Origin of the sequence: Streptomyces hoynatensis (assembly GCF_003626535.1) — a bacterium.
GTDB lineage: Bacteria > Actinomycetota > Actinomycetes > Streptomycetales > Streptomycetaceae > Streptomyces > Streptomyces hoynatensis.
Window position 1 is genome coordinate 79,433 of the sequence record NZ_RBAL01000013.1, and the last position, 16,823, is coordinate 96,255.

Annotated in this window: 11 protein-coding genes; 6 read left to right on the forward strand and 5 right to left on the reverse strand. The window is 74.3% G+C overall.

Translation table 11 applies throughout. The features are described from left to right. Window positions 1–56: 56 nt before the first annotated feature. Window positions 57–833: an SDR family NAD(P)-dependent oxidoreductase gene (locus tag D7294_RS21085; protein ID WP_120682119.1), complete on the forward strand. Its 777-nt coding sequence runs from the start codon at window positions 57–59 to the stop codon at window positions 831–833. A gap of 39 nt (window positions 834–872) precedes the next feature. On the opposite strand, the gene D7294_RS21090 is transcribed toward D7294_RS21085, so the two are convergent. Then, window positions 873–3,626: an alpha-L-rhamnosidase gene (locus D7294_RS21090; RefSeq protein ID WP_120682122.1), complete on the reverse strand. Its 2,754-nt coding sequence runs from the start codon at window positions 3,624–3,626 to the stop codon at window positions 873–875. Beyond that, window positions 3,623–5,020, reverse strand: a complete 1,398-nt coding sequence (locus tag D7294_RS21095; RefSeq protein WP_120682124.1) for a DUF3863 domain-containing protein — start codon at window positions 5,018–5,020, stop codon at window positions 3,623–3,625. The genes D7294_RS21090 and D7294_RS21095 overlap by 4 nt, the downstream gene beginning before the upstream one ends. Window positions 5,021–5,212: 192 nt before the next feature. On the opposite strand from D7294_RS21095, the gene D7294_RS21100 reads away from it, so the two are divergent. From D7294_RS21100 to D7294_RS21115, 4 genes are read left to right on the forward strand one after another with little or no spacing between them, the layout of a single operon-like run. Continuing rightward, window positions 5,213–6,472, forward strand: a complete 1,260-nt coding sequence (locus D7294_RS21100; protein ID WP_120682126.1) for an ABC transporter substrate-binding protein — start codon at window positions 5,213–5,215, stop codon at window positions 6,470–6,472. A gap of 37 nt (window positions 6,473–6,509) precedes the next feature. Beyond that, window positions 6,510–7,454, forward strand: a complete 945-nt coding sequence (locus D7294_RS21105) for a carbohydrate ABC transporter permease (RefSeq protein ID WP_120682128.1) — start codon at window positions 6,510–6,512, stop codon at window positions 7,452–7,454. Next, on the forward strand, window positions 7,454–8,284 hold the full coding sequence (locus D7294_RS21110; RefSeq protein WP_120682130.1) for a carbohydrate ABC transporter permease: 831 nt from the start codon (window positions 7,454–7,456) through the stop codon (window positions 8,282–8,284). The genes D7294_RS21105 and D7294_RS21110 overlap by 1 nt, the downstream gene beginning before the upstream one ends. 4 nt (window positions 8,285–8,288) lie before the next feature. Next, a complete protein-coding gene (locus D7294_RS21115) occupies window positions 8,289–11,198 on the forward strand; it encodes a glycoside hydrolase family 2 protein (protein ID WP_120682132.1) in 2,910 nt (969 codons plus the stop codon). 175 nt (window positions 11,199–11,373) lie between these two features. Here the strand turns inward: D7294_RS21115 and D7294_RS32520 are convergent, their stop codons facing one another. The 3 genes from D7294_RS32520 to D7294_RS21130 all read right to left on the reverse strand — a co-directional run bounded on the left by D7294_RS32520 (window position 11,374) and on the right by D7294_RS21130 (window position 16,041). Continuing rightward, a complete protein-coding gene (locus D7294_RS32520; protein ID WP_120682134.1) occupies window positions 11,374–13,983 on the reverse strand; it encodes a chitobiase/beta-hexosaminidase C-terminal domain-containing protein in 2,610 nt (869 codons plus the stop codon). Between the two features lie 322 nt (window positions 13,984–14,305). After that, window positions 14,306–14,902 carry a bifunctional 4-hydroxy-2-oxoglutarate aldolase/2-dehydro-3-deoxy-phosphogluconate aldolase gene (locus D7294_RS21125; protein WP_120682136.1) on the reverse strand — a complete coding sequence of 199 codons (597 nt, stop codon included), beginning with the start codon at window positions 14,900–14,902 and terminating at the stop codon, window positions 14,306–14,308. A 491-nt stretch (window positions 14,903–15,393) separates the two neighbouring features. Beyond that, complete coding sequence (locus tag D7294_RS21130; protein WP_120682138.1) at window positions 15,394–16,041, reverse strand: GNAT family N-acetyltransferase; 648 nt, start codon at window positions 16,039–16,041, stop codon at window positions 15,394–15,396. A 360-nt stretch (window positions 16,042–16,401) separates the two neighbouring features. Between D7294_RS21130 and D7294_RS21135 the strand changes: the two genes are divergently transcribed. After that, window positions 16,402–16,812 (forward strand): DUF2267 domain-containing protein, encoded by a 411-nt coding sequence (locus D7294_RS21135; RefSeq protein ID WP_120682140.1) that lies wholly within the window; start codon window positions 16,402–16,404, stop codon window positions 16,810–16,812. Window positions 16,813–16,823: the final 11 nt, after the last annotated feature.

Below are 16,823 nucleotides of genomic sequence, written 5' to 3' on the forward strand. Positions count from 1 at the left end.
CCGGGTTCGCGGCGGTGTTCGTCCCTGCGTCCGGCCGTCTGACGAAGGAGTGGTCGATGTACCGGGAACGTCTTGAGCTGTCGGGCCGGGTGGCCGTGGTCACCGGCGGCGCGCGCGGCATCGGGCTCGCCACGGCGCGGGCGCTGCACGAGATGGGCGCCGGGGTGGTCCTCGCCGACGTGCTCGACGAGCCGGGCCTGGCCGCCGCCGCTTCCTTCCCCACCGGGGCCGCCGCCGGGGCCGCGGGCGCCGTGGAGTACGTATCCCTCGACGTCCGCGACCCCGAGGCGGTCGCCACCGCCTTCGACGGGGTGGTGGAACGCCGCGGGTCGCTCGACGTCCTGGTCACCTCCGCCGGCATCGCCTCGCACACCCCGGCCCTCGACCTCACGCCCGAGGAGTGGCGGCGGGTGTTCGAGGTGAACGCCGCCGGCTCCTTCTGGTGCGCCAGGGAGGCCGCGCGGCGGATGACCGAGGGCGGCTCGATCGTCGCCATCGGCTCGATGTCGGGGGAGATCGCCAACGCCCCGCAGGCCCAGGCGGCGTACAACGCCTCCAAGGGGGCGGTGCACCTGATGGTCCGCTCCCTGGCCGTGGAGCTCGCCCCGGCCGGCATCCGGATCAACGCGGTGGCCCCCGGGTACGTGGCGACGGACCTGACCGCGGAGGGGGTCCCCGAGGAGTGGCAGGCCGACTGGCGCCGGCGCACCCCCACCGGCCGGCTGGGCAGGCCGGAGGAGGTGGCGTCGGTCGTGGCCTTCCTCGCCTCCGAGGCGGCTTCGTACATGACGGGCTCCGTGGTGCTCGTGGACGGCGGTTACACAACCTGGTGACCCGGCCGGGGACTTGGGCCGGGGGCGCGGCCGGGGGCCTCACCCGGCGGCCCCGCCCGGCCGGTCCCGCGCGCGGCGCCGGCCGGGCGCGGGAGCGGGCGCGGCCGGCACCGCGAAGGCGTACGTGCCGCCGGGCACGGTCACCCACAGGCCGCCGGCGCCCCCGGCCTCCCCGGCCTCCCCGGCGCCCCCGGCGTCCCCGGCCCACCGGGGCGCGCCCGCCCGCACGGTCACGGCCTCGGCCTCGGCCAGTGGCCGCCCCGACTCGGTGGCCCGCTCCGGGTCCGCGCCGGGCAGGCACACCTCGGCCCGCGCGCCGGGCGGCACCGTCACCTCCAGGTGGAGGGTGCCGCCCGCCTCGCGGTGCCAGGCGACGGCCGCCCGGCCCCGCGGGATCTGCGCGAAGGCCCTGGCGTGGCCGAGCAGCGCGGTCAGCGCCGGGCGCACCAGCAGCGTGTCCGCGTCGGGCACCCCCACGGACAGCCCGGCGACCTGGCGGAACAGCCAGTCGTCCACCGTGCCGAGGAAGTAGTGGCCGCGGGAGCGGGACCGCGGGCTCCAGTGCTCCCACAGCGTCGTCGCCCCCTCGGCCAGCCACCGCCCCCAGCCGGGGAACTCGGGCTGGGTCGCCACCTTCAGCGCAAGATCCGCGTATCCGTGGCAGGTGAGGACGGGCAGCAGGTACTTGGTGCCGAGCGCCCCGGTGTTCAGGCGCCCGCCGCGGGCGCGGACGTCCCCGGCGAGCAGCGCCGCCGCGCGCCGCCGCTCCTCCCCCGCGTCGAGCAGCCCGAACGCGAGGGCGAGCACGTGGTGCGTCTGCCGGAAGCCGGCCTCGCCCGCGCCCCGCACCGCTCCGGTGGCCGGGTCGAGGAACGCGGCCCGGAACGCCGCCCGGACCGCCGCCGCCTTCCCGGCGAACTCCGCGGCGGCCGTCGCCTCCCCCAGCACGCCCGCGGCCAGCCGGCAGGTCCGCAGCATCGCGTACAGGTAGGCGGTGGCGGCGACGCGGCGGTCCTCGGGCGGGTTGCCCCCGCCCGGGTCGGTCTCGGGCGCCACCCAGTCGCCGAGCGTGGAGTCGGCGAGGCCGCCCGGGGACCTGGCCAGCTCGAAGCGGACGTACTCGGCCATGCCCGCGAAGTGCCGCCGCAGCTGCCGCACATCCCCCGTGGTGCGGTACAGCCACCACGGGATCAGCACGTACGCCGAGTGCCAGGTCGGGGCGGGCGACCAGTCCAGGTGCCAGCCGCCGTGCGGGGCGATCACCTCGGGCGCGCCGCCCTCCCGCCTGGTGTCGGCGATGTCCGTCACCCACTTGGCGAGGAACTCGTGCATGCCCGGGCCGAAGTTCGCGAGGAAGAGCTCGGCGCCGAGCATCCCGTCGCCCGTCCAGCCGTTCTTCTCGTACATGGGGGTGTCGGTCGGGATGTGGTGCAGGTTGTTCAGGACGGTGGCCACGGTGATCTCGTGCAGCCGGGTCAGGCGCGGGTCCGAGGCCACGAAGCCCCCGGTGCGCGGCAGGTCGGTGTGCACGACGCGGGCGGTCGGCCGCACGGTGGCGGCCGCGGGCCCGGTGACCTCCACGTACTGGAAGCCCTTGTAGCTGAAGCGCGGCTCCCAGTCCTCCGGCTCGCCCGTCCCGGCCAGGGTGAAGGTGTCGGTCTGGAAGCGGCCCGCGTAGTGGCCCTTCTCGTCCGCGCAGTGGGGCCTTCCCTCCGGGGTGAGCCGCTCCCCGTACCTGAGGGTGACCACCTCGCCGGCCCGGCCGGTCGCGGAGACCCGCACCCAGCCCGCGACCACCCGCGGGAAGCGGAAGACCCGCACGCCGGGGGCGGGTTCCGTGACCTGGTCGGGCTCCAGGCTCTCCGTGACCCGCACCGGCTCCTGGCGCCGGTTCTCCAGGCGGCCGGCGGGCGCGGCCAGCACGTCGGCCGGCCGCCAGCCCGCGTCGTCGTAGCCGGGCAGCGCGTGGCCGTCGCGGCGGTGCCCGGCGTCGTGGGACTCGCCCCCGTACACGTCGTCGTGGCGGGTCGGCCCGTCGGCGAGGCGCCAGGCGCCTGAGGAGACCACCGTCGTGGCGCCGCCCCCGCCCGGGGCGGCGGGCCGCGCCGTCAGCAGCACCAGGGCGCGCGGCTCGCCGTGCCAGGGGGCGGTGTGCCAGTCCCAGGTGCTGGCGCCGGTGACCCCGAAGAAGCCGCGGCCCAGTTCGAGGGCCAGGGCGTTGCGGCCCCGGCGCAGCAGGCCGGTGACCTCGTGCACGCTGTACTGCACGCGGCGGGTGTAGTCCGTGAAGCCGGGCGCCAGGACCTCGCCCGACACCGGCAGGCCGTTGAGCCGCAGGTCCGCGTAGCCGCCGGCGGCCAGCGCCACATACGCCTCCCCTGGGCGCTCGTCCAGGGTGAACTCGTGGCGCAGCAGGGGCGCGGGGGGCCGCCGCTCGGCGCGTCCGATCCACTGCGCGCCCGCCCACGCCTCCGCGTCGAGCAGGCCGGTGACGAACCAGGAGAAGGCGGGCTCGGCCCTGCCGTGGGTGGTGAGCACCTCGACGTGCCAGCGGTAGCGGGTGAGCGAGGCGAGCGGCGGCCCGGCGTACTCGATCTCGGCGGAGCGGCCGTCGGCGACCTCGCCGGTGTCCCACACGGGCGCGCCCTGCGCGGTGCGCAGCACCAGGCGGTACGCGCGCTGGGCGCAGCCGCGGGCGGTGGCGCGCAACTCCCAGGAGAAGCGGGGGCGTACGTCGACGCCGAGCGGGGTGGTGCGGTGCTCGACCCGCAGGCCGGCCAGGGCGAGGGTCATGCGCGGGCCGCCTTCAGCAGTTCGGCCAGTTCGGGGCTGTCCGCGTAGCGGGTGGTCAGGTCCCCGGCGAGGGCGGGCCTGGCGTCGAGGAAGGGCCCGAGCGGCACCGGGGTGTCCTGCGGGCGGGTGCGCTTCTGGTTGAGTTCGCCGAGCAGGCTCCAGTTGCGTTCGTCCAGGCCCTGCGGCTCGGCGGGCGGGAGCCGGTAGCCGGTGTGGTCGAAGACCACGGGCCCGGCCGCCGCCCGCCGTGCGGCCCGCGCGGAGCCGGGCCGCACGGTGTCGGCGACGCCGAGCCGGTAGCCGCCGGTCATGAACCAGGTGACCCGCTCCCCCGCGGCGGAGGCGCCGATGCCGCTGCCCTCCTGCTGCAACAGGTAGCGCAGCCCCTCGTTGTCCTGGTGGCGGGCGCGGTGCTCCTCGCCGAACTCCGCCATGGTGGGGCAGCCGAGGTCGGGCCAGGTCTCGCCGAGCCAGCGCAGCCAGGAGCCGAACGCGCGCAGCACGCCGGGGTCGACGGCCAGCCCGCGGGCGACCTCCGCGATCTCGTAGTTGGTGGTCAGCCAGCCCAGCCCGTTGCGCGCCACGTTGCGCTCGCCGAGGTGCGCCGCGCTGGTGGCCCGCAGCGCGCGCAGGGCCAGGTCCAGGGGCATCCGGTGCAGGGTCTCGATGGGGCCGGTGCCCATGCGGGAGGAGACGGCCCCCTCGCCGCCGGCCGCGCCGGGCGCGCCGGGGCGGCCGGGCACGTGGCGGGCGGCGAGGAGGTCCACGGTCCAGCCGTCGAGGTTGACGACGTCCAGCCGGTCCGCGCCGCGGCCGGGGGCCAGGAAGTGCCGGCGCGAGGGGTAGTAGGGGTAGGAGATCGAGCCGTCGCAGTCCTGCATGTCCACGCTGTACTGGCTCCAGGCGTGGCCCTGGACGGTGCGCAGGCCGAGCGCGCCGGCCCGCTCGATGTTGGCGGCGGAGAGGAAGCCGGCGAGCAGCGAGCGCACCGGGCGATCGAAGTGCTCGCCGAGCAGGCCGAGGGCGTCGGCGATGTCCGCGGCCACCTGCTCGCGGCCGGCGTAGCGGTTGGCGAAGTAGCCGCCGGGCACGAAGGTCACCTCGTCGCCGTACGCGGCGCACAACTCGGCGACCGTGCGGCGGATCGCGGCGTACCTGGGGGATTCCTCGGTCAGGGCGCACCAGGAGAAGCCCCAGGTGACGCGGGCGCCGGGGAGGGCGGCGCGAACCTGTTCCGACAGGGCGAGCACCAGGTCCGCCGAGTGCAGTTCGGTCTCGTCCTCCCACAGCCACCGGTCCCGGGTGGCCTCGATCTGGTACTTGCGGATGACCGAGTTGATCGTCAGCCGACGCGTTCCGGCCGGTCGCGGTCCATCCTGCGCGGAGGGCGTCATGGGCGCTTCCCGTCTCCGTCAGTCGCTTCACGCAACATCGCGGTCGCTTCGCGAATGGATGTAGTAAAGCTAGCTATTGCGTTGCCGCGATGCTAACGTGCGGGGCTAAATCGTTTCAAGTAGCCCTCTTAGAGCTCTATCCACGTAGTAGCGCTACGTAGTGAGGCTACCGGACGGGCGAGGGAGAAGACCATGAGAAGAAGGCTCCGGTTGGCCGGCCTGCTCACGCTGGCCGGTGCCCTGATCCTGCCGACCGGCTGTTCCGTCGGCGGCAGCGCCGCCGACTCGGCGAACACGCTCAGCTTCATGCTGTGGGACGACGGAGGCGAGTCCGCCCAGGGCTACCGCGACGTGATCGCCGCCTTCGAGGCCGAACACCCCGGCGTGCACGTCAACTTCGAGACGTTCAACACCAACGACTACGACACCGTCCTCAAGAGCCGCCTCGCCGGCGGGGCGGGCCCCGACGTCTACGGCTTCGACCAGAAGAACCTGACCGACTTCATCGAGGCCGGGTACACCACCGACCTGTCGGGCGAGCCCTGGTTCTCCACGCTCACCGCCGACGCCCAGCGCGAGGCCGGCCGCAACGCCCCGGAGGGCGAGGCGCGTTACGTGCCCATCTCCCAGTCGGGCAACGGCATCATCTACAACACGCAGCTCTTCGCGCAGGCGGGGATCACCGAGGAGCCGCAGACCTTCGACGAACTCCTCGCCGCCGCCGACCGGCTGAAGGAGGCGGGGATCACCCCCTTCGCCATGTCGGCCCAGGACAACTGGTGGCCGCAGTTCATCCTCTACTACGCCGTCGCCCAGCACGTCTTCGACGAGGACCCCGACTTCAACGACGAGCTGATGGCGGGCCAGGCGAGCTTCGCCGGCAACGAGGGCTGGCACGAGAGCCTGGAGATCTACCAGGACCTCGTCCCCTACTTCATGGACAACCCGCTGGGCACCAACCAGACCGTGGCCCAGTCCGCCTTCCTCCAGGGCCAGGCCGCCATGTTCCCCGCGCCCTGGATACTCCCCGAGGCCCGCTCGGCCGGCATGGACGTCGGCTACATGAACTTCCCCACCACCGGCACCCCGGACACCGGCGCCATGTGGGGCAGCTACCTCGTCTCGCTCGGCGTCAACCCGAACAACGGAAAGCAGGAGCTGGCCGGCGAGTTCATCGGCTTCCTGCTGTCCGAGTCCCAGTACCCGGACTTCCTGGCGAAGGTCAAGGCGTTCCCCGTCACCGAGGGCGTCGACGTCTCCGCCATCGACCCGCTCTACCCCGACATGCAGGAGGCGTGGGAGGGCCACACCCTCGTCTCGCTGCTGCTCCCGAGCAGCCCCGCCATCCAGGACACCCTGCTCACCCAGCTCCAGGACCTGACGGGAGACCGCACCGACGTGGACGCGGTGCTGAGCGCCATGGACGACACGATGGACGAGATCCGCGACTGACCGCCGACGCCTCGCCGTTACGAAAAGAGACACCCCGATGGCAGCAACGACAGCGGCCTGGCGGGCCGGCTCGGCCTCCGGCGTCCGCCCCCGCGGCATCTTCACCAGCGCCCGCACCTTCTGGCTCGCGCTCGCCCCCGCCCTCCTCTTCTACACGGCGCTGACGCTGTACCCGATGGCCCAGGTCATCGTCTCCGGCTTCACCGACGCCAACGGCTTCACCGGCGACCGGGACTTCGTCGGCCTCGACAACTTCACCCACATGTTCACCGACGACCCGGCGCTGCTCGACGCCCTCGGGCACACCGCGGTCTACAGCTTCTTCAAGGTCGCCGTCCAGACGGTGGTGGCCTTCCTCATCGCCGTCCTGCTCAACAAGAAGATGCGCGGCGGCAACATCTACCGGGCCATCTTCTTCGCCCCGATCGTCATCAGCCCGGTGGCCGTCGTCTTCACCTGGTCGTTCATGTTCGACCCGACCAACGGCTCGATCAACACCCTGCTCTCCGACGTCGGCCTCGGCTCCCTCGCCCAGGACTGGCTCGGCGACTACGACCTGGCCCTCTACAGCGTGATCCTCGTGGACATGTGGTCGGGGCTCGGCTTCAGCGTGGTCATCTTCCTCGCGGGCATGTCCACCATCCCGGCCGAGATCACCGAGGCCGCCCGCGTGGACGGGGCCGGGCCGCTGCGCACCATGTGGAGCATCACGCTGCCGCTGCTGCGCAACACGACGGGCCTGGTGCTCGTCCTCGCGATCAACGGCGCGCTGCGCGCCTTCGACACCGTCTACCTGATGACCCAGGGCGGCCCTGGGGACTCCACGGAGCTCTACATGACGCGCCTGTTCGACGAGGGCTTCGTCCGCAACAACTTCGGCTACGCCTCCTCCATGGCCCTGGTGGTGATCCTCGTGCTCATCGGCATCGCCTGGCTGCAGAACCGGCTGAACGACGAGCAGCGGGCAGGGGGTCGGGCCTGATGCGCCAGCGTTCCCGGCTGCTGCCCACCGTGCTGCGGCACGCCGTCCTCCTCGTGCTCAGCGCGGCCATGCTGTACCCGCTGCTGATCATGCTGCTCACCGCCTTCAAGTCCAACACCGAGGCCCTGCAGAACCCGACCGGGCTGCCGCACCACTGGACGCTGGGCAACTTCGGCACCACCTGGCGCGAGGGCGACTTCGGTGCCCTGTTCGTCAACTCGGTGCTGCTGACCGTCGTCAGCATGGGCATCGGCACCCTCGTCTCCGCCCTCGCGGCCTACGCCGTGGTCCGCCGCACCGACCGCATCGGCTCCGGCGTCTACCTGCTGCTCGCCGCCGGCATCTTCCTGCCGATGCAGCTCGCGCTCATCCCGCAGTTCCGCGTGGTGCGGGACGCGGGCCTGATGAACTCCTACCTCGGCGTCGTCCTGGTCTACGTCGCCGGGGCGATACCCTTCGGCGTCTTCCTGATGGCCGCGTTCATGCGGCAGGTGCCGCGCGAGATCGTCGAGGCCGCGACCATCGACGGCGTGGGCTACTTCCAGCTGTTCCGCACGATCTTCCTGCCGCTGGCCAGGCCCGCCATCGTCACCTACTGGGTGCTGCACGGCATCACCGTCTGGAACGACTACCTGGTGCCCTACCTCTTCCTCACCGACCCGACCAAGCGGACCCTGACCACCGGCGTCCTCTACTTCAAGCAGCAGTACCTCGCCGACTGGGGGAACATCATGGCCGGCGTGGTCATCATGAGCCTGCCCGTGCTGCTCCTCTTCGTCCTCGCGCAGCGCTACTTCGTGCGCGGCCTGTACGCGGGGGCGGTGAAGTAGCGCCGTGCGGCACCTGGACGACGTCGAGGAGGAGCGGTACCGGCGCGCCCGCATCGTGGGGGACGACTTCGCCGAGCACCACGCCTGCCTGCCGGTGGAGCACGTGCCCACCGCGCCCGCGCCCGCCGGGGCGCTCCCGGAACCGGGCGCCCCCGGGGATCGGCTGAGCCTGGCGGGCGAGTGGCGGATGGCCTCGCACCGGCCGGCCGCCGCCTTCTCCATCGGCCACTGGACCGCCCCGCCGGGGCAGAAGCCGAAGGGCGGGCCGCCCTCCTGGTGGCGCGAGGACACCGACAGGTCCGGCTGGCTGCCGGCGCGGGTACCGGGCACGGTCCAGTCGGCGCTGGTCGAGGCGGGCGTCCTGCCCGACCCGCACCGGGACGACGCCACCTGGGAGGAGCTGACCCGGCACGGCGTGCCGCGCGAGTGGCCCTGGCACTTCCGCCGCACCCGCGTCGAGGAGCGCGAGTGGTGGCTGGCCCGCCGCTTCACCGCGCCGGCCGGCTGGGCCGGGAGCCGGGTCCTGCTGCGCTTCGACGGCCTGGACTACGCCGCCACCGTCTACGTCAACGGGACCCCGCTGCGCCACCACACCGGCATGTTCGGCGGCCCCGACGTGGAGGTCACCGAGCTGCTGCGGCACGGCCCGGGCGAGACCAACGAGGTGGTGGTGCGGCTCTTCCCGCCGCCCCGCGACTGGCACGGCGTTCCCAAGGGCAGCCCCGGCTGGGGCTGGCACTACGGCCACCTCATCAGCATGGGCATCTGGCGGGAGGTGTGGCTGGAACGCGTCCCCGCCGTCGAGGTGACCGACCTCTTCGTGCGGACGGTGTCCCTCGAAGGGGACCGCGCCCGCCTCTCGGTGACCTGCGACCTGACCCACCGGGAGGCGGCCCCGCTCACCCTGTCCTTCACCGGCCGGATCGCCCCCGCGGACCCGGACGCCCCGCGCCCCGCCGGCGCCGGCGACCCCGCCTCCGATGGCCCCGCCGGCCCCGGCGGCGCCGGCGACCCCGAGGACCCCGCGGGCGGCCGGGTGGTGTGCTTCACCGGGAGCGTCACCGCCCACCGCGGCACCCACCGCTACGCCTTCGAGGTCACCCTGGAGCAGCCCCGCGTCTGGTGGCCCCTCGGCTACGGCGCCCAGCCGCTCCACCGCCTCGACCTGGCCGTGCGGGCGGCCGGGGCGGACGGCGGCGAGGGCCCGGAAGCGGGCTCGGCGAGCTGCGAGTTCGGCGTGCGGACCATCGAGATGGCCGGCCTGCCCGACTGGCCAGGCGAGGAGAACTACCGCTGGCGCTTCGTCGTCAACGGCCGCCCGCTCTTCGTCAAGGGCGCCAACTGGTGCTGGACCGACCCCCTGCTCGCCGAGGACTTCGAGGCGAAGAACGCCCACCTGCTGACCCTCGCCAGGGACGCCAACATCCAGCTGCTGCGCGCCTGGGGCGGCGGCATCGTCGAGAGCGACGCCTTCTACCGGGCCTGCGACCGGCTCGGCATCCTGGTCTACCAGGAGTTCCCGCTCACCTTCGGCCTGCCGGAGGCGCCGGCCACCGACCTGGGCGTCCTCGACCGGCAGGTCTCCCGCATCGTCCGGCGCCTGCGCAACCACCCCTCGCTGGTGATGTGGGGCGGCGGCAACGAGAACGCCCACCACGCCGGGGCCGACGAACCCCACCTGCTGATGGGCCGCCGCTGCCGCCGGCTCGACCCCTCGCGCCCCTTCCACCGCACCAGCCCCGAGGGCGGCAGCGCCCACAACTACACCGTGTACCACGAGGGTCTGCCCGTGGACGTGGGCTACCCGAACGTGGACGCGGCGTTCTACGGCGAGTACGGCATCCCCAGCCAGCCTGCCCCCCGGATGCAGGAGCGCTACCTGCCGGCGGAGAAGCTCGCGGCCTGGCCGCCGCCCGAGGACGGCGGGATCCTCGCCCACCAGGCCCAGTTCGGCCTCTTCGACCTGGTCAAGCAGCTGCGGTACGCGGATTACGGCCCGGTCGCCGGCTGGGAGACGCTGGCGGCCTACGGGCAGCTCGCCCAGGGCGACGCCCTGCGGTACGCCTCGGAGATGCTGCGCGCCCGGAGCGGCGCGCACACCAGCGGCTTCCTCTTCTACAAGCTGACCGACCTCTTCCCCGGCGCCTCCTGGTCCGTGGTGGACTTCTACGGCGTGCCGAAGCTGTCGTACTGGCGGGTGCGGCAGTTCTGCCGGGCCCGCTGCGGCTTCGCGTTCCGCAGGTCCCTGACCGTCGCCCCTGGGGAGCGCTTCACCGCCGGGGTGCACCTGGCCAACGACACCCCGCGCGCCTGGCGGGACGCCCGGGTGACGGCCACCCTCTACGGCCACGACCTGACCGAGTTGCACCGCCGCCACGCCACGGTGACCGTCGCCGCGGACGCGCGGGTGCACGCCTTCGACCTGGACGCCGACTGCGGGGCGTACGCCGGGCGGCTGCTGGTGCTGCGCGTGGCCGTGCACGAGGCGGACGGCACGCTCGCCTCCGACCAGTGGTACTGGTACAACGACCGGGTCAAGCCCGGCCGGATCAGGGAGCTTGAGGCCCTGCCGCTGGACGAGCTGGCCGCCCTCCCGGTGGCCGAGGTGATCGCCGCCTACGCCGAGCCGAAGCCCGCGCCGCTCCTTGAGCTGCCCCGCACCCGCCTCACGGCCGCGGTCAGCGCGGACGGCGCGGCCCTTGAGATCGCCAACGAGGGGCCGGTGCCGGCCGTGCACGTGGTCGTCGAGGGCTTCGACGGCGGCCCGGGCACGGCCCGCCCGGCCGACAACGCGCTGGGCCTCGGCCCGGGCGAGCGGCGCCGCGTCCCCTTCGAGGGGGGCCCGGCGGCCGGCCTGCCGCACCTGTCCGTGCGCGCCTTCAACGCCCCGCCGGCGCGGGTCGCCCGCGGCTGAGCCCACCGGCGCGGGCGGTCTGCGGCCGAGCCCACCGGCGCGGGCCGCCCGCGGCCGGGGGTGCGCTTCCGCGCACCCGCGCGCCCGCGCGCCCGCGTGCGGCTTCCCGGCTCGTCCGCCCGCGGCGCGGAACTCGCCGCGGGCGGACGCCCGTTCCCCTCCCGGGCCCGCGGCCTCAGGCCGCGGCCACCGCCACCTGGTCGATGAAGGCGGTGTTGTCGCCCTCGGTCGTCGTGGCCTGGAAGCGGATCGTGTGCGGCCCGGCGTCCACGGTGAACGCCTCGGTCTCGTACGGCTGGTAGGCCCCCGAGGGCGGGGCGAAGGAGCCGACCCGCGCGTCGTCCACGTAGACGTCGAAGGTCTGCGGCCCGCCGAAGCCGGTGCGGATCGCCGCCTGGAAGGTCAGCCGGTAGCTGCCCGCGGGGAAGGCGGCCTCCTGGCTGATGAAGGAGCTGAGCCCGGAGTCCGTCTTCAGGTAGGCCGTCCGCTCGCCCTCGGGCGCGGGCTCGTCCGGCACGAACGGGCTGTCGTTGTGCTGCACCCCGGCGCGGGCGGAGAAGTACCAGCCGTTGGTCATCGGGCCGTTGGCGGCGCTGGTGGTGGCCGGCTTCTCGAAGCCGGCGTTGTAGAGCGTCACCAGCGGCGGCTCCTCGGGGATGTCCGCGGAGGAGAAGCAGCGGTTGTCGCCGCCGGGGTTGGGGTCGCCGCCGAACTCCTCGGCCGTGCACTCCACGCCGTCGGTGAAGGTGCCGTAGCGGAAGAGGCCGTCGGAGCCGAACGCGACGCTCGCCTCGCCGTCGAACTCGCAGCGCCCGCGGTCGGCGTACATGCAGAAGCGGTAGCCGTCGGGCGCGTTCTGCACGTCGAGGACCTTGTAGAGGCGCGAGGTGACCCCGGAGGGGGCCAGCCCCCCGCGGAAGGCCGCCGCCCGCAGCAGGACGTTGCCCGACTCGGGCAGGAAGACGGGCCCGTCGCCGTAGCGCGGGGAGCGGGCGGTGGGCTCGCTGCCGTCGGTGGTGTAGTGGATCTGCGCCCCCGCGGTGCCCGAGGTCATGAAGACGGCCTCGGCCGAGTCGTACTGCCCGGGTTCGAGGTCGAAGACGGGCGCGTCCACCCGCTCCGGGTCGTGGGCGGGCAGCACCGTGAGCCGCGCGATGGCGTACGCGTCCGGGTCCGTGGCGCTGGCGGCCCGGACGGCGACGCGCCGTTCCGTGGTGACCTCGGGCGCGGTGTAGACGCCCTCGGGGCTGACGCTTCCGCCGCCGGCGACGACCGACCAGCTGAGGTCGCCCGTGCCGTCGACGAGTTCGGCCGAGAGGGCGGTGGACTCCCCGCCCGTCACATACGGCGAGGGCTCGTCGAGCGCGACCTGGGTGGCGGGCGGCGCGGTGGTGTAGACGGTGACGGTGTACGCGTCGGCCGGCACCGTGTCGGTGAACGAGTCGCCGGCCGGGAGCGTGCCGCTGCTCGCGGGCAGCAGCGCGTTCGGCTCCGGCGTGACGTCGGCGAGGGCGGTGGCGATGCGGTGGAAGGGGCGGCCGATGTCCGTGCCGCCGAAGTCGACCGTCAGCCGCCGCTCCGCTCCGGCCCTGGCCTCGACGAGGACCGTGTAGTCGCCGTTCGCGTCGCGGAAGGCGGCGGACCTGAGGTCGTCCGCCTCGGTGTGGGTCGCCAGGACCTCGCTGTGGGCGGGGATGTAGCGCATCAGCGGGCCGACCGCGTAGTAGGCCGACCGCGGCTCCTCGCCCAGGACGTTGGAGTCCCACAGGTTGTAGGAGCCGTTGGTGTCCCCGTCCGGGTCGCGGGTCCACACGCCGTTCAGCTGCCAGACGAGATGGGAGCGCACGCCCTCCTCGGCGCTGCGGGCGATGTAGTTGGCGTAGCCGGTCTCCCAGGTGCTGAGCTCGCCCGAGGTCCAGCCGAACTCCGTCATGTTCAGCGGCTTGCCGCCGGTGGTGGCCTGCCGCTCGGCGATCGCGTCCGCCATCGCCTCGTACGACTCGCCGTACAGGTGGAAGGAGTACGCGTCGAAGACGTCCGGCGCGTGCTCCTCCAGGTACGCGGTCCACTCGGGGGCGCCGGTCTCCTCGGGACCCCAGATCCGCACCTCGTCGCGCAGCCCGTCCGCGGTGAGCCGCCGGTCCACGGCGCTCGCCATGTCGGCGTAGTAGGCCATCTCGTCGCCGGGCGCCTCGAAGTCCCAGCTGCCGTTGGGCTCGTTGTAGAACGTCAGGTAGTCGACGTTGTCGTAGCCGCGCCGGTTGATCAGCTCGTCCAGCAGCGCGGAGGCCGAGGCGCCGTACGCCTCCAGGTCGGCGGGGGCGCTGATGGTGGGGTCGGAGACGCCGGGGATGGAGAACCAGTCCTGGACGCTCTCGCCCACCTTCCAGCCGAAGTTGAGCTCGATCTCGGTGCCGGCCGCCCGGAAGGCGTCCAGGTAGCGGTAGACGGCCCGCATCTGCGGGCTGTCGAAGTCGTACCGGCCCTTCTCGGGCTCCATCCAGTCGATCTGGAACCACAGCCTGGCCACCTTGGGCCGCAGCCGCTGGATGCGTTCGACGTCCACCTGCCAGTCGGCCTCGGTGTACCCGTAGGCGGCGGTGCCGGCCATGAGGCTCTGCGGGATGACGTCGACGCCCACCCCCAGGTAGTCCTCCTGCACCACGTCGCCGGTGTCCACCGTCACCGAGCGCTCCTCGGGCTGCTCCGCCGCCTGGGCCGGGGCGGCGGGCACGACCGCCGCCCCGGCCAGCGGGACGGCGAGGGCGGCGAGGCCGGCCAGCACCCCCCGACAGCGCCCGCCCGCTCTGGGGTGACTGCCCGTTCTCCCATGACTGCCCGTTCTCCCGTGCATACGCGCGGCTCCCCTCACCGCGGGGGTGTCGCACGCCCCGCGATTTTCGTAGTATCACTACCGAAACAGCCTGCGCACGACCCTAGAGTTGCCGGTTTCACGGGCACAAGAGACCGTCGAGCGCTACATGAAGGTAGTGAAATTACCGACCGGAGGGACCTCGCGCATGCACTCGCCCGCCCCGCCCACCCGGCCGCGCCCCGGCGGGCCGGGCGTCCCGGGCGGGCCCGGCGCCTCAGGCGGGCCCGGCGCCTCAGGCGGCGAACACCGCGGCCAGCGCCTCCGGGTCCGCGGGCAGCCCGGAGCCGACGCCGACGGCGAGCGCCCCGGCGGCCAGGTAGGCGTCGGCCCCTTCCACGGGAATGCCGCCGGTCGGGATCAGCACGGCGGAGGGCAGGACCGCCCGCAGCGACCTGAGGTACTGCGGCCCGCCGACGTGCGCGGGAAAGACCTTGGCCGGCCCGCGCGAGGCGGCGTCGGCGACCTCCGCGGGGGTGAACCCGCCCTCGACGAACAGGACTCCGGCCCCGCGCGCGACCTCGCGCACCTCGGGCGCCGGGAAGGGCGAGACGAGGAAGGCGGCCCCCGCGGCGACCGCGTCCCTGGCCTGCCCGGCCGTGGTGACCGTCCCGAGGCCGAGGAACGCCCCCGCTTCGGCGCCGAGTTCGGCGCGGGCCCCGGCGAGGGCGTCCCGCCAGCCGGGGGTGGAGGTGGTGAGTTCGACGACGCGGCAGCCCGCGCCGAGCAGTTGGCGCGTCCTGGCGAGGGCGGCACCGGCCTCGGGCGACCGCAGAACCGGAAGCAGGCGCTGCGCGGCCAGGGCGGCGAGGAGGGGATGCGTGAGCTCCATGTCTACCTATCTGATGAAATTTCCGGCACGAGGGAACGCGGGTCACCGTAGAGCGGCCGTGCGGCCCTGTCAACGCCGCCCGGCGGCCCCCGGCGGCCCGCCCGCTCCGGCCACCGCCCCCGAACGGCCCACCGGGCGGGGAGCGTTGACCACGCGGGAGGGGCCGACTCCACGGAAGGGCCGGCCGCCCCCTCGCCGCCTCCGCCCTCGCCGCCTCCGCCCTCGCCGTCCGCGCCCGTCACTCGCCCCCGTCACTCGCCCCGCGGCGCACCGCAGGCAGCAGACGGCCCGCGGCCCGCGGTTGCGGCGGATGGCAGACCGCAGGTGCGGCGGACCGCCCCGGGGCAGGCGAGGGGTGCCCCTCCGCGGGTGGGGAGTGGCCCTCCGCGGGTGGGGGGTGGTCCTCGCCGGGCGGCGGGAGGTGCGCCGGGGGCGTGCCGAGCCGCGGGGGCGTGCCGCGGGGCGCGTGCCGGGCCGGGGGGGGCGCCGCCTCAGCCGGCCGCGCGCGGGGCCGGCACCGGGCCGAGGTCCGCCAGGCGCCGTTCGAGACGCGCCCGGCAGGCGGGCCACTCCTCGGCCGTGAGGGAGAACATCGCCGAGTCGCGCAGCCTGCCCTCCTCGCCGGGGACCCAGGAACGCGTCCAGTTGCGCAGCACCCCCTCGAAGCGGGCGCCGACGCCCTCGATCGCGGCCCGGGAACGGGCGTTGCGCGCATCGGTCTTGAGGTCGACGCGGGACACCTCCCAGGTCTCGAAGGCGTGCCGGAACAAGAGGTACTTCGCCTCCGCGTTCAGCCCGGTACCCTGCGCCGACCTCGCCAGCCAGGTGTACCCGACCTCGATGGCGGAGAGTTGGTCCTCGCTGATCCAGTACCGCGGCTCCCAGTAGGCCGTGACCCCGACCGCCCGCCCCGTTGCGACCTCGACCTGCGCGTAGGGGGCCAGCCGCCCCTCCGCGACGCGGGCGAGCTGGATGTCGACATATTCCGTCATCTCCGCCGCCCTCGGCACCCAGGTGAGGCCGTAACGGTCCCGGTTCTCCTCCGCGGCCTCCGCGAGGTCGGCCACGTGAGCGTGACCGAGCGGCTCCAGACGCACGCGGCTGCCCTCAAGCACCGGTCCCTCAAGCCTGAACGCCATGTCCCTGCCCGCCCTCTCCTGCTGTCACCCCGCGTGCTCTCGCGCACACGATGCCCGCGCGCCGCCCACCGGCGCGCGGGCATCGTGACAGACCCGCCCCGCCCTGTCGCCGCAATTACCACCCCACACCCCATGCCCGCCCCGCGCGCCCATGCCCGCTCCACGCCGCCGCGCCCACCCCGCGCGCCCGCGCCCACCCCCGGCCCGCGCCGCCACGCCCCGCCCCCACCGTTACGCCCGGCCGCCTCCGGGTACTCGCGGCCCTGCCCACGGCCGGGCGCGCCCCGGCCGCCTCCGGCCGCGCCGGGCGCGGTCCGGGAGCCCCCGAGCCGTCGGGCCGCAAGGAAACGGAGGCACGCCATGAACCACGACACCTTCATCGGCCAGGTCCAGTCCCGGGCCAGGCTGGACAGCAGGGGCTCGGCCGAGGCCGCCTCGCGGGCGACCCTGGAGACCCTGGCCGAGCGCATCCCCGCCGCCCTGGCGGACAACCTCGCGGCCCAGCTGCCCACCGAGATCGGCGAGCACCTGCGCCGGGTCGCCTCGGCCCCCGACCAGCTGGCCACCGGAACCAGGATGCAGCCGGACGAGTTCTTCGACCGGGTCGCCCAGCGGGCCGGCGCGGACCTGCCGAAGGCCACCTTCGAGGCACGCTGCGTCATGGAGGTCGTCGGCGAGGCCACCCAGGGCAGCCTCACCGGCAAGGTGCGCCAGTCCCTCGACGAGGAACTCGCCGACACCCTCTTCGCCGGCAGCACCGGCTCCGCCTGACCCCGTCCCCC